We start from the raw sequence: 12854 nt of genomic DNA on the forward strand, positions 1-12854 counted from the left end.
AGGCAAAAGGCAAAAGCGTCGCGGGATGGAGCAGCCCGGTAGCTCGTCAGGCTCATAACCTGAAGGTCGCAGGTTCAAATCCTGCTCCCGCAACCAAAAAAACCACAAAAACCACAAAAGGAAGCCGCCGAAAGGCGGCTTTTGCCGTTTTGGGGCACAAGCCTGTAGACGAATTGTGCTTGGATGCCGTTGTGGAGAGGTTGATACTGTAGATATTAAGGGTCGTTTCTGCGGCGTGCTAGGGGAGTTTTCTGGCGATGCTCTGGGAAAAAGTTATTTGGGAAACGAGAATTGGGGGAAATATGTGAAAAGAACTTTTTTTGAGTGTCATTGTTGTGAATTTTTTCGCTCTAATGTGTTGGGGTGTCACGCCGTCTAGTCGCGTTCATGCGGACGAGTTTAAGAGCAGATTTGCTGCCGAATTCTTCAACGAGGGCGGAAAAAAGATCGATTACGTTCTTTGGGGATTTCCCGAGGGGTTTGAGCCTTCATTTAAAGAACAGGATAAGGAAGGCTTCTTTGGAGAGCAGTTGAGCATCTATGATTTCGATCGCGCAGACATGTTGTTTTTCTCGCTTGAGGCCTGGCGAGATGCGTTGTTGTTGCCACTACTTTTGCTGGATTTTAAAGCAGTGTTTGATCACGCAGCTGAAGAGTCTGAACGCCAAAACCTATCAGTAGATATTGTTGTGGAAAGAGAGGAGCGTCAAAGCCCAATGCGCGTTTACTTTATCAACACCACGATATCTGGAAATGCAGTGGCGAGCACTTGGTGTTTCGCAGAAACTGTCTATGTGACGTCGACAACAGATGAAGTGTTCGAAAACAGGGATCGTACGATTTGCACGCCGTGAGATTAACTCTTCATTCTGGGTCAGCGGTGGAACTGCCGTGACAACGGTGGCCAGTGCTTCCTACTGAGAAAGCTTCCTGCGTTTGGCGGCGCGGGTTTCGCGTTCGGCTTGCTCCTGGCCGAGACGGAAGCACTGTTCCACAAAATCCAGGTGAGCGCGGGCCGCCCGTTCTGCCCGATCAGGATCACCGGACAGGATGGCTTCGACGATCTGTCGGTGCTGGTCCAGGAGCTTCTCGCCGGTGCCGTCCATGGTGCGCAGGTATTTGCGATTGTAGAACAGGCCTTGGCGCGTGAGGTCATAGATGGAGGCCATCATGTGGATCAACGTTGTGTTCTGGCTGGCGTCCACGACGGCAACGTGCAGTGCGAGGTCGGCCTCCTGACTGGTTTCCGCGTCTTCCTCTTCCCAGGCTTTCTGGAGGGTCTGGAGGATGTCCGACAGGCGTTCCTTGTCGGACTGCGTGGCGCGTTCCGCTGCCAGTCGGCTTGCAAAGGCTTCCTGTTCGCGGCGGTATTCGAGATAGTCGTAGAACGCGCGTCCGTGACGCGTGTAGAGCGCGAGGAGGGCGGGGGACATGGCCCGTCCACTCAGGGCGGCGATGTAAGTTCCTTCGCCGTGACGGACGTGCACAAGCCCGCGTTCTTCCAGGATCTGAAGGGCTTCACGTAGCTTAGGGCGTGAGACGCCGAGGGCTTCTGCCAGGTCCCGCTCTGAGGGAAGTTTGCGTCCTTCCTTGAGAATGCCGTCAACGATCATCGATTCGATTTGATCGACCACGGCGACAGCAAGTGATTCGTGTCCAACAGGGTCAAAGGGGCTGGAATGGTCCATGATTTCCCGTTTCTGCGGTTCTGGCGGTGAAAAAAGGTTGTCACTAATATTTACCAGTGAGGCGCTTTCAATCAAGGGGTTGCTACCCAGAAACCCGTATATCAACAGCGTCGGTATGCGATTGAATACAAAAGAAATTCGATTTTTTCTTAAGAAAAACGCCGGTTTTTGCCGGTCTGAACGCTGATCTGGAATTCGTCACTTCGCTCGGAAATTGGTCAATAAAGTTGTTGACTGAATTTAGAGGTAAACAATATTTACCAGGATGTACCGCGGAGGCGGTGTGATTGCTGGCCGAGAAACCGGCTGATCTGAATTCTGGAGGAGACACTCATGAAAAAGACCCTGACTTCGCTGGCTGTGGCCGCGTCGCTTCTGGCAGCCCCTGCCGCAATGGCGAAAGACAAGATGCTACTGAAAACCCCGATCGCGTTCTCGACTGCGCTGCCGGGCCTGGGCTCGCCGATCCCGCGTGTTGCCGAACAGCTTGACCTGATGTCGGGCGGCACCCTGAAGATGAAGGTGTACGAGCCGGGCAAGCTGGTTCCGCCGTTTGAAATCCTCGACGCTGTGTCGTCGGGCAAGATCAACTCGGGTTACACCACTGCCGGTTACTGGGCGGGTAAAATCCCGGCGGCACCGCTGTTCTCGGCCGTTCCGTTTGGTCCGGAAGCGGGCGAATACATGGCGTGGCTGTACTATGGTAACGGCATGAGCCTGTACCAGGAGATGTATGACCAGGCTGGTTTCAACGTGAAGGTTCTGCCCTGCGCGATCATCGCACCGGAAACCTCGGGTTGGTTCGCAAAAGAGATCAACAGCCCGGCCGACCTTGAGGGCCTGAAGATGCGTTTCTTCGGTCTGGGTGGCAAAGTCATGCAGAAACTGGGCGTTGCGACCTCGCTGCTTCCGGGTGGTGAAATCTTCCCGGCGCTGGAAAAGGGCGCAATCGACGCAACCGAATTCTCGATGCCTGCCATCGACGCGCGTCTGGGCTTCCACAAGCTGGTCAAGTTCAACTACTTCCCGGGCTGGCACCAGCAGGCCACCGTGTTTGAACTGCTCGTGAACAAGGACGTCTGGAACGAAGCATCTGAGCAGCACAAGGCGATCATCGAGAACGCATGTAAGGCTTCGATGGCAGACTCCTTCGCAGAAGGTGAAGCGATCCAGCACGCAGCTCTGATCGACAACGTCGAGAACAACGGCGTGACCATCAAGCAGTGGGATGACGAGATGCTCGCCACCTTCCGCAAGACCTGGGACGAGGTTGCTGCCGAAGAAGCAGGCAAGGATGCCTACTTTGCCAAGGTTCTGGCGGACATGAACGAGTTCCGCGCGGGCTATGCCGTCTGGAAAGAGAACGCGTTCCTCCCTCGCAAGTAATCCCGATTACTTGCACCCCGGGGGCGGCCTTCCCATGCGCCGCCCCCGACCTTTCTGATTTTCTTTATTTCCCCGACTTTTCCGGCCGCTTTTCCGGCCCCGTGCCAGCATCTTTAGGAGGAGACCATGGCCGAGAACCTGCATCCGCAAGACGACCCGATCGAGGTCTATGAGCACATCCTGGAACACGACGACCGCGACCAGCAGGCGATTGCCGTTGCAATCGACAAGGGGGTCAAGGGCGTCGGCAATGTCGTGATGTGGGCGAACCTGCTTCTGGTGCTTGCCATCGTATCGCAGGTGGGCCTGCGGTATCTCTTCAACCAGAACTATCCCAAGCTGGACGAGATTCAGTGGCACTTTTACGGGTTGGTGACGATGATCGGCATTTCCTATGCGCTTGTCACCGACAGCCACGTGCGTGTTGACCTGTTGCACATGCAGCTGTCCGAGCGCGCTCGGCGGGTTATCGAGATCATCGGTATCCTGACGCTTCTGGTGCCGTTCATCTATCTGATGATCGACCAGGGCTATGACTATTTCTATGAAAGCTGGCGGGTGAATGAGCGTTCGGACAGCCCGACCGGTCTGCCGGCGCGTTGGGCCCTGAAAGCGGTGATCCCGATCAGCTTTGTCATGCTGGCGCTAGCAGCCGTGGCGCGACTGATCCACGACGTTCATGCGCTTTGGATGAACCTTGAGGAAGAGCGCGAGGGTAAAGGCCTGCGTCTGATCTTCTGGGCGTTGGTCTGCTTTGCAATCGTTGCGACCGCCTTGACCTTCCTTGTGCACACAACCGAGGAAAAGCTGGTCATCGCGATGTTCCTGACCTTTATCGCGCTTCTGTTCACCGGTTTTCCTGTGGCCTGGACGCTGGCGGGCGTGGGTGTTGCCTACTGTGGTCTGGCTTACCTGTTCGACAATGGCATGATGAACTGGACAGGTCTGGAAGAAACCCTGACCGGTCTTGATTACCTGACACTGGGCGCCGTGGTGAACCGGGTCTATGCCACCATGTCGAATGCCGTTCTGGTCGCGCTGCCCATGTTCATCTTCATGGGGCTGATGCTGGACGAGTCCGGTGTGGCCGAACGCCTGATGTCTTCGATGCAGCGCCTGTTCGGCACTGTGCGGGGAGGTCTGGCGATCACCGTGACCATGATCGGTATCATCCTTGCCGCTTCGACCGGCATCATCGGTGCCTCGGTGGTTCTTCTGGGCGTGTTGTCGCTGCCGTCGATGATGGAGCAGAAGTACAACCCGTCGCTGGCGGCAGGCGTGGTGTCCGCCTCCGGTACGCTGGGCATCCTGATCCCGCCGTCGATCATGCTTGTGATCATGGCCGACCAGATGGCGCTGTCGGTTGGCGACCTGTTCATGGCAGCAGTCTTCCCCGGCGTGATCATAGGTGCGCTGTACCTGACCTATATCTTCGTAATCGCCCTGATCAAACGGGATGTTGCGCCGGTTCCCGAAGGCGCAAAGGCGCCGGACTGGGCTGCTGTCAAAGACGTGCTGATTGCCGTCCTGCCGACGCTTGGCCTTATTCTCGCGGTTCTGGGGTCGATCTTTGCGGGCCTGACAACGCCGACAGAAGCCTCGGGTGTTGGTGCCTTGGGCGCGACTCTGCTGGCGCTTGGGTATCGAAAGCTGACGTTGCACAAGTTGGTCAACGTTCTGAAAGCGACCTTCAATACCACCGCCTATATCTTTGCGATCTTCCTTGGCGCGACCGTGTTTTCCTATGTTCTGCGTGAGCTGGGCGGGGATGCGCTGATCGAAGAGATGATCCAGGGGACCGGCTTTGGTCCGAATGGCACTGTCTTCATGATCTTGTTCATCGTCTTCCTGCTTGGCTTTGTACTGGACTGGATCGAGATCACGCTGATCGTGCTGCCGCTGATGCGTCCGATCGTGAATGGCCTTGGCCTTGATATTCCGGGCTTTGGCGTCATGGATGAACCGGCGCTGGTCTGGTTCGTGATCCTCGTCGCGGTGACATTGCAGACGTCCTTCCTGACGCCGCCCGTGGGGTTTGCTCTCTTCTATCTCAAGGGGGTCTGCCCACCGGAGATCAAGCTGACGGATATCTACAAGGGCATCATTCCCTTCGTGATCCTTCAGTTGACCGGTCTGGCCTTTGTCTTCCTGTGGCCGCAACTGGCAACGTGGTTGCCATCGGTTGCCTACTAAGCGAGGCTTGACCCCATGACCGATGCAGAACTGATCAAGCGTTTGAAATCCATCTGTGGGCGGCGGCATGTGCTTACCGGCGCCCGCCGGACCCAGCGGTTTCGCAAGGGGTTTCGATCTGGCGAAGGGGATGCGATTGCCGTGGTGCAGCCAGCAACCCTTCTGGAGCAGTGGAAGGTGCTTGAGGCCTGCGTCGAAGCGGACAAGATCGTCATCATGCAGGCGGCAAACACTGGCCTGACCGAAGGGTCGACGCCGAAGGGCCGCTATGACCGTGATGTCGTGCTGATCAACACGCGGCGGATGGATCAGCTGCAATTGATCAATGACGGCAAACAGGTGATCAGCTTTCCGGGGTCGACCTTGTTTGCGTTGGAAAAGCTGCTGGCGCCCATTGGCCGGCAACCGCATTCGGTGATCGGGTCGTCCTGCATCGGTGCTTCAGTTGTCGGGGGCGTCTGTAACAACTCTGGCGGTTCGCTTGTCGAGCGTGGCCCTTCGTATACCGAGTTGTCGCTCCATGCGCGGATCAACGGTGAGGGGCAGCTTGAACTGGTGAACCACCTGGGGATCGATCTTGGTGACAGCCCGGAAGAAATTCTGAGCCGGTTGCAATCCGGCACCTATGGCGATCAGGACATTGCCGTGGACAATCGCAAGGCATCCGACACCGACTATGCGCGCCGGGTGCGCAACGTGGATGCCGACACGCCCGCGCGGTTCAATGCCGACAAATCGCGCCTGTACGAAGCGGCAGGGTGTGCCGGAAAACTCGCGGTTTTTGCGGTACGGCTGGATACCTATCCCAAGAACGATGACGAGCGTACGTTCTATGTCGGGACGCGCGATACCGCTGCCTTGACCGAGTTGCGCCGTCGAATCCTTGCCGACTTCAAGACGCTTCCTGTGAGCGCGGAGTACATGCACGAAGAGGTCTTTGACGTCTCGGATCGCTATGGCAAGGACACCATGGTGATGATCGACAAGCTTGGCACGGACCGCTTGCCGACGTTTTTCGCTATCAAGGGGGCCGTGGACGCGCGATTGGCAAATGTGCCCGGTCTTGCCAATTTCACGGACAACTTCATGCAGTTCGCGATGAAGTTCTGGCCGGACATTCTGCCCAAACGCATGCGGGCCTTCCGCACGTCCTTTCCGCATCATCTGATCCTCAAGATGCGCGACGGGGGGATTGAAGAGGCGAAGGTGCTGCTTTCGGATATGGCGGGCGAGGGGAAGCTCGACTTTTTCGAATGCGATGACCGCGAGGCCAAGATTGCAGGTTTGCACAGGTTCGCCGCGGCGGGGGCCGCCATTCGCTATATGAAAGTGCATGCCAGCGAGGTGGAAGACATCATCGCCTTGGATATTGCCTTGCGCCGCAATGACACCGAGTGGTTCGAAGAACTGCCGGCAGAGATTGGCGATCAGCTGGTGAGCCGTCTCTATTATGGCCACTTCATGTGCCACGTTCTGCATCAGGACTATGTTGTGAAGAAAGGGGCTGATCCCAAGGCGCTGAAACAGGCGATGTTGGAGATCCTGGACAAGCGTGGCGCTGAATACCCGGCTGAGCACAATGTCGGGCACCTGTACCCTGCCAAGCCGGACCTTGCGGCGTTCTACAAGTCGGTTGATCCGACCAACAGCATGAACCCCGGTATCGGGAAGATGTCGCGGAACAGGAATTACGGCTGAAGGATGGGGCGTAATTAAATTTGCCTTGTTAATTACTTTCCGTTGGACAGCAGACCAAGTTGTGGCAGTCTCCCCTGAAACGAGGAGGCCCACATGTCCGCACAATCCCAGGCACCCAACATCCTGTTCATCATGTATGATCAACTGCGGTTTGATTACCTGAGTTGTGCCGGCCATCCCCATCTGCATACGCCCAACTTTGATCGCGTCGCCAAGATGGGGGTGCGGTTTACCAATACATACGTGCAGTCGCCGATCTGCGGTGCGTCGCGGATGAGTTTCTATACAGGGCGCTATTGTGCGAGCCACGGCGCACAGTGGAACGGTTTTCCCCTGCGTGTGGGCGAACAGACCCTTGGCGATCATCTGCGGCGCGAGGGGATGGCATGTTGGTTGCTGGGCAAGACGCATATGAAGGCAGATGCAGAGGGCATGGCGCGTCTGGGTCTTTCACCGGACAGCGAGATTGGCGCAAGGCAGGCAGAGTGCGGGTTCGACAGTTGGATCAGGGATGACGGGCTTTGGGCCGAAGGGCCGGACGGGTTCTATGACGAGAAGCGGTCCCCTTATAACGAATACCTGAAGTCAAAGGGCTACCCCTCTCAGAACCCCTGGTCGGATTTCGCCAATGCCGGGATAGATGAGGACGGTGATATTGCCTCTGGCTGGATGTTCAGGAATGCCGACAAGCCAGCGAACATTCGCGAGGAAGACAGCGAGACCCCGTGGCTAACCCAGCGCACGATCGAGTTTATCGAGCAAGCGGAAGGGGCGTGGTGTGCGCATGTGAGTTTCATCAAACCCCATTGGCCCTATATCGTGCCGGCGCCCTATAACGACATGTTCGGTGCGAACCATGTTCCGGCGGCCAGCCGTGACGCGATTGAACAGGATGATCCGCATCCGGTGTTCGGGGCGTATATGGGCAACAAGATTGCCCAGGCGTTCCAGCGCGAGGACGTGCGCCAGAAGGTGATCCCGGCCTACATGGGGCTGATCAAACAGTGTGATGACCAGCTGGGGGTGCTGCTTGACTATCTGGAAGAGAGCGGTCGGCTGGACAACACGATGATCGTGCTGACTTCGGACCACGGGGATTATCTTGGCGATCACTGGCTGGGCGAGAAGGACCTGTTTCACGAACAGAGCGTGAAGATCCCGCTGATCGTCTATGATCCGCGCGCGCAAGCGGATGCAACGCGCGGCACCACCTGTGATGCGCTGGTCGAAAGTATCGACCTTGCCGCGACATTCGTGGAGGTGGCCGGGGGCAAGGTGCCCGACCACATTATCGAGGGGCGGTCGCTTGTGCCCTGGCTGCATGGAGAGGTGCCGGACTGGCGGGAGTTCGCGATCAGCGAGTATGACTACTCGGCGACGCCACAATGCGTGAAGCTGGGGCTTGAGCCACGTGATGCACGTCTCTTCATGGTGTTTGATGGGCGTTACAAGATGATGCATGCCGAAGGCGGTTTCCGTCCCATGCTGTTCGATCTTCAAAACGATCCGGAAGAGTTTCACGATCTCGCAAAGGGCGATGCCCATCAGGCCGAAATTGATCGGCTCTATGGCTATCTCGCGCGGTGGGGGCGGCGCCTGTCGCAGCGGGTGACGCGTTCGGAGGATGATATCAAGGCGATGCGCGGCAAATCGCTGCGCAAGGGTATCCTGCCGTTCATGTACGACGGGTCAGAGGTGCCTGATGATCTGACAGAGAAGTACCGTGGCAAGGCACCTGCGGACTATACCGAGTAGATCAGGGCGCTTGGGCGGCGAGGAGGCGTTCTGCAATAGCCGCCGTATCCGCCAGATGCGCATGAACCGCGCGTTCGGCGGTTTCTGGGTCACCGGCGACAATCGCTTCGCAAATTGAGAGCATATGCGACGGGCCGGGCTTTTCCCGGTTGGTATCGGACAGCGTCATCATCCTTAGCCGACTGATGCGGCCATTCAGGCGCTGGACGATTTCCCAGGCGACATTGTGGCCAGCCCCTTCGAAAATTTCCTGGTAGAACCGGTTGGTCGCGGCGAACAGATCGCTGGCGACACCGCTGTCGATGCCTTTTTGCAGGTCGGCCAGAGCCGATTTGAGACGTTTTGCGCGATCCCCGGTCACCGAAAGGGCACAGGCACGGGCCGCAGCGGTTTCGAGCATGCGACGGATGTCATAGATCTGGCGGGCGTCGGACCAGTTCATCTCGGCGACGATCGGGCCGTGACCGGGGAGGATTTCCACCAGACCTTCGGCTTCGAGGTAGCGGATGGTTTCTCGGACCACCGTACGACTTACCCCCAACTGTTCGCAGAGTGGGCGTTCGACAAGGCGTTCGCCGGGTTTGAAATGGCCCGTGATGATCGCGTCGCGCATGCGTTCCTGCACCATGTCCCGCAGGGTTTGTGGAGGTTGCGCGATCTTTTCGAGCGAAGGCGTGTTCATGGCGAAGGTGATACCAATGGGATGGAAGTTGGGCAAGCAGATTGACAGACTGTATGTTGGTATACCATAAGACTGATAAGAGATTCCCACAACAGGTACCGCCATGCCCGCTGACATTCGCAAAACACTTCTGCACGTCGAGAACACGCTGATCGAGGGCGGGAAGGTTGCCGAGACCCCACTGAAAATGATTGCTGCGGTTGCCGTGATCCGAAACCCATGGGCGGGGCTTGGGTTTGTCGAAGACCTGCGCCCGGCGATTCACGATTGCGCGCCGGGGCTGGGGGTGTTGCTGACCGAGATGATCCTTGATGCCGCTGGCGGAGGAGACAAGGTCGAAGGCTATGGCAAATCGGCGATTGTCGGGGTGAACGGCGAGGTCGAACACGCGTCGGCGCTGATCCACACGCTGCGGTTCGGGAACCATTATCGCGAGGCGGTTGGGGCGAAGTCCTATCTTGCGTTTACCAACACGCGCGGACCGGCGAATGCGCCTTTGCAGATCCCGTTGATGGACAAGAATGATGGTGGACGTCGGAGCCATTATTTGACCATCCAGCTTTCGGTCGCGGATGCGCCCGGACCGGATGAGATCGTGGTTGCGCTGGGCGCGTCGGTTGGCGGGCGTCCGCACCACCGGATCGGGGATCGCTATCAGGACCTCAAGGAATTGGGCCATGACCTCGACAATCCGGCAGCTGTCTGAGCCCTACGGTAGTCTGTCCTACCGCGAGGTGGGGCATGGCCGCCCTTTGGTGCTGGTGCATGGTGTCGGCATGCAGTCGGCGGCCTGGGGGCCGCAGATCGACGCCCTGTCGCGCAGTCATCGGGTGATCGCATTGGACATGCCGGGGCATGGCGGTTCGTCGCCCTTGCCCGAAGGCGCGGAATTGCCGGACTTTGTGGCCTGGCTGGCGGCGGTGTTTCGGGACCTTGATCTTGAAGACGTGAGCCTTGGCGGACATTCCATGGGAGCCTTGATCGCATTGGGGTTTGCTGTTGAGCATTCGGAGCGGTTGGCGCGGGTTGCCCTGCTGAATGGTGTCTATCGACGTTCGATTGCGGCGCGTTCGGCGGTTGAAGCGCGGGCGGACGAGATAAAAGCCGGTATCGTGGATTTCGACACGCCCTTGTCGCGCTGGTTCGGCGACAGCCCGAGTGAGCAGGCAGCGCGCGGGGATGTTGCAGAATGGCTTGGGCAGGTCGATCTGGCGGGATACGCAACGGCCTATGGCGCCTTTGCGCGCGGCGATCAGGTCTATGCCGACCGGCTTGCCGACATAACGTGCCCCTTCCTTGCGATCACGGGTGACGGTGATCCGAATTCAACGCCTGAGATGACACATGCAATGGCGGACGGCGTCGCGCATGGCCGGGCTTTGGTGATTTCCGGACATCGGCATATGGTGAACCTGACCGCGCCGGATGTGGTGACGGCGGCCATGCAGGAGTGGCTGGACTGGTGTGAGGAGGGAAGCGCAGATGACCGAGATTGATCCGCGTGAATTGCGCAATGCTTTCGGGGCTTTCATGACGGGTGTCACGGTTGTGACGGCGCATGACGAGGACGGGCAGCCGATCGGTTTTACGGCCAATTCCTTTACCTCGGTATCCCTTGATCCGCCGCTGGTATTGGTGTGTCTTGCCAACACGTCGAGCAACTATGGCCCGCTGTCCCGTGCGCGCGGATTTGCCGTCAACGTCTTGGCCGAAAATCAGAAAGATGTGTCCAACACCTTTGCCCGCCCCGTCGAGAACCGGTTCGCGGCGGTGGAATGGCAGGCCGGGCCGCATGGATCGCCTGTTTTCGACGGTGTGTCCGCCTGGTTCGATTGCTCGATGTTCAACACCGTTGAAGCGGGCGATCACCTGATCCTGATCGGCAAGGTCGAGGCGTTTGAAAACAGCACGCATCCCGGCCTTGGATACGCGCGGGGGGCCTATGTCACCCCTGCCGCCGAGGCCGAAGCCCTGAGTAACAGCGCCAACCTGATGGTTTCGGCGATGATCGAATACCAAGGGAAAATCCTGTTGGTAGACAATGGCGCCGGGCGTCTGGTGCTGCCAGAGGCCAAGGTCGGTAAGGCCGGAACAACGGCGGCGCTTGGGCGGTTGATCGACGCCAGCGGCACGGATGCCGAACCCGGTTTTGTCTATTCCGTTTACGAAGATGAAGCGCGCGAAACACAGCACATCTCGTTCCTGTGCCAGGCAAGCGGTGAGGTCGCCTCGCAAGGGGTTTTCACCGAGCTGACGGCTTCGACCCTCATGGATATTGCCGACCCTGCGGTCTGCACCATGCTTGAGAGGTTCGCGGCAGAAAGCCGGATGGGGAATTTCGGGGTGTATTACGGCAATCAGGTCAGCGGCAAAGTCCGTCCGATGACATCAGGGAGGTGAGACATGAAGTTCTCGCTTTTTGCGCATATGGAGCGCATTTCCTCGGCTGAGGATCAGGAGAAACTGTATGACGAGTTCGTCGCGCTCTGCAAAATCGCCGACGAGGGCGGGATGCACGCGGTCTGGACCGGCGAGCATCACGGGATGAATTTCACCATCGCGCCCAATCCGATGCTCAACCTTGTCGATCTCGCGCGTCAGACCAAGAACGTGCGCCTTGGGACGGGCACGGTGATTGCGCCGTTCTGGCATCCGATCCGGCTCGCGGGCGAGGCGGCGATGACGGATATCATTACCGGGGGCCGTCTTGATCTGGGGATCGCCCGGGGGGCCTATTCGTTTGAGTACGAACGGCTGATGCCGGGCATGGATGCCTGGGAGGCAGGACAAAGGATGCGTGAACTGGTGCCGGCGGTGCAGGCCTTGTGGAAAGGGGACTACACCCACGAAGGTGAGTTTTTCCAGTTCCCCAAGACCACCTCCTCGCCACAGCCCTTGCAGCAGGATGGGCCGCCGATCTGGATCGCGGCGCGCGATCGGAATAGTCACGAGTTTGCCGTGTCGAACGGCTGTAATGTGCAGGTCACACCGCTTTGGAACGGCGACGGGGAAATCCGTGACCTGATGGGCAAGTTCAATGCCGCCTGCGAGAAATTTCCCGAACGTCCGCGTCCGAAGATCATGCTGTTGCAGCATACCTATGTGGCCGACAGCGATGCAGACGCAAAGCAGGGCGCAATCGAGTTGAACCGTTTCTATTGCTATTTCGGGGCGTGGTTCATGAACAAGCGCGAGATCAGCCAAGGCTTGATTGAGCCGCTGAGCGATGAAGAAATCGCAGCCCATCCGATCTATTCGCCCGAGGCGATGGAGCGGGATCTCGTGATCGGCACGCCGGACACGGTGATTGCGCGTCTCAAGGAATACGAGGCGCTTGGGTATGACGAGTATTCCTTCTGGATTGACAGTTCGATGCCGTTTGAACGCAAGAAAGCTTCGCTCGAACGGTTCATAGACGAGGTCATGCCAGCGTTCGCCTGAGGCGGGAAAGG

General features: G+C 58.1%; 11 protein-coding genes and 1 tRNA gene. 10 read left to right on the plus strand and 2 right to left on the minus strand.

What is annotated here, in order from left to right:
• Positions 1 to 19: 19 nt before the first annotated feature.
• Positions 20 to 96 (plus strand) — tRNA-Met (locus NNA36_RS18840).
• Positions 97 to 320: 224 nt separating this feature from the next.
• Positions 321 to 854, plus strand: coding sequence for a hypothetical protein (locus NNA36_RS18845; protein ID WP_255109991.1), 534 nt, complete (start codon positions 321 to 323; stop codon positions 852 to 854).
• Between the two features lie 60 nt (positions 855 to 914).
• On the opposite strand, the gene NNA36_RS18850 is transcribed toward NNA36_RS18845, so the two are convergent.
• On the minus strand, positions 915 to 1688 hold the full coding sequence (locus tag NNA36_RS18850) for a FadR/GntR family transcriptional regulator (protein ID WP_255109992.1): 774 nt from the start codon (positions 1686 to 1688) through the stop codon (positions 915 to 917).
• 333 nt (positions 1689 to 2021) lie between these two features.
• On the opposite strand from NNA36_RS18850, the gene NNA36_RS18855 reads away from it, so the two are divergent.
• From NNA36_RS18855 to NNA36_RS18875, 4 genes are all read left to right on the plus strand, one after another.
• Positions 2022 to 3074 carry a TRAP transporter substrate-binding protein gene (locus tag NNA36_RS18855; protein ID WP_255109994.1) on the plus strand — a complete coding sequence of 351 codons (1053 nt, stop codon included), beginning with the start codon at positions 2022 to 2024 and terminating at the stop codon, positions 3072 to 3074.
• Positions 3075 to 3200: 126 nt separating this feature from the next.
• Positions 3201 to 5267, plus strand: a complete 2067-nt coding sequence (locus tag NNA36_RS18865; protein ID WP_369681692.1) for a TRAP transporter large permease subunit — start codon at positions 3201 to 3203, stop codon at positions 5265 to 5267.
• 15 nt (positions 5268 to 5282) lie between these two features.
• Positions 5283 to 6965: a D-lactate dehydrogenase gene (gene dld / locus NNA36_RS18870; RefSeq protein WP_255109996.1), complete on the plus strand. Its 1683-nt coding sequence runs from the start codon at positions 5283 to 5285 to the stop codon at positions 6963 to 6965.
• Positions 6966 to 7058: 93 nt separating this feature from the next.
• Entirely contained in the window at positions 7059 to 8720 is a 1662-nt protein-coding gene (locus NNA36_RS18875; RefSeq protein WP_255109999.1) for a sulfatase-like hydrolase/transferase, read from the plus strand.
• Between the two features lies 1 nt (position 8721).
• On the opposite strand, the gene NNA36_RS18880 is transcribed toward NNA36_RS18875, so the two are convergent.
• Positions 8722 to 9402: a GntR family transcriptional regulator gene (locus NNA36_RS18880; protein WP_255110001.1), complete on the minus strand. Its 681-nt coding sequence runs from the start codon at positions 9400 to 9402 to the stop codon at positions 8722 to 8724.
• Positions 9403 to 9505: 103 nt separating this feature from the next.
• On the opposite strand from NNA36_RS18880, the gene NNA36_RS18885 reads away from it, so the two are divergent.
• Genes NNA36_RS18885 through NNA36_RS18900 form a run of 4 tightly spaced genes read left to right on the plus strand, consistent with a single transcriptional unit; the run spans position 9506 to position 12843 of the window.
• Positions 9506 to 10108, plus strand: coding sequence for an amino acid synthesis family protein (locus NNA36_RS18885; protein ID WP_255110004.1), 603 nt, complete (start codon positions 9506 to 9508; stop codon positions 10106 to 10108).
• Complete coding sequence (locus NNA36_RS18890) at positions 10080 to 10898, plus strand: alpha/beta fold hydrolase (protein WP_255110005.1); 819 nt, start codon at positions 10080 to 10082, stop codon at positions 10896 to 10898. Before NNA36_RS18885 ends, NNA36_RS18890 begins: the two co-directional genes overlap by 29 nt.
• Positions 10885 to 11802 carry a flavin reductase family protein gene (locus tag NNA36_RS18895; RefSeq protein WP_255110007.1) on the plus strand — a complete coding sequence of 306 codons (918 nt, stop codon included), beginning with the start codon at positions 10885 to 10887 and terminating at the stop codon, positions 11800 to 11802. The genes NNA36_RS18890 and NNA36_RS18895 overlap by 14 nt, the downstream gene beginning before the upstream one ends.
• A gap of 3 nt (positions 11803 to 11805) precedes the next feature.
• Positions 11806 to 12843, plus strand: a complete 1038-nt coding sequence (locus NNA36_RS18900; protein WP_255110009.1) for an LLM class flavin-dependent oxidoreductase — start codon at positions 11806 to 11808, stop codon at positions 12841 to 12843.
• Positions 12844 to 12854 lie beyond the last annotated feature (11 nt).

Source organism: Shimia sp. CNT1-13L.2, from assembly GCF_024331145.1.
In the GTDB taxonomy this organism is placed as follows: Bacteria; Pseudomonadota; Alphaproteobacteria; order Rhodobacterales; family Rhodobacteraceae; genus Shimia.

Coding starts and splice junctions, on each gene's coding strand:
- NNA36_RS18900 (WP_255110009.1), top strand. CDS start 11,806: ATGAAGTTCTCGCTTTTTGCGCATATGGAGCGCATTTCCTCGGCTGAG.
- NNA36_RS18885 (WP_255110004.1), top strand. CDS start 9,506: ATGCCCGCTGACATTCGCAAAACACTTCTGCACGTCGAGAACACGCTG.
- NNA36_RS18880 (WP_255110001.1), bottom strand. CDS start 9,402: ATGAACACGCCTTCGCTCGAAAAGATCGCGCAACCTCCACAAACCCTG.
- NNA36_RS18855 (WP_255109994.1), top strand. CDS start 2,022: ATGAAAAAGACCCTGACTTCGCTGGCTGTGGCCGCGTCGCTTCTGGCA.
- NNA36_RS18890 (WP_255110005.1), top strand. CDS start 10,080: ATGACCTCGACAATCCGGCAGCTGTCTGAGCCCTACGGTAGTCTGTCC.
- dld (WP_255109996.1), top strand. CDS start 5,283: ATGACCGATGCAGAACTGATCAAGCGTTTGAAATCCATCTGTGGGCGG.
- NNA36_RS18875 (WP_255109999.1), top strand. CDS start 7,059: ATGTCCGCACAATCCCAGGCACCCAACATCCTGTTCATCATGTATGAT.
- NNA36_RS18850 (WP_255109992.1), bottom strand. CDS start 1,688: ATGGACCATTCCAGCCCCTTTGACCCTGTTGGACACGAATCACTTGCT.
- NNA36_RS18865 (WP_369681692.1), top strand. CDS start 3,201: ATGGCCGAGAACCTGCATCCGCAAGACGACCCGATCGAGGTCTATGAG.
- NNA36_RS18895 (WP_255110007.1), top strand. CDS start 10,885: ATGACCGAGATTGATCCGCGTGAATTGCGCAATGCTTTCGGGGCTTTC.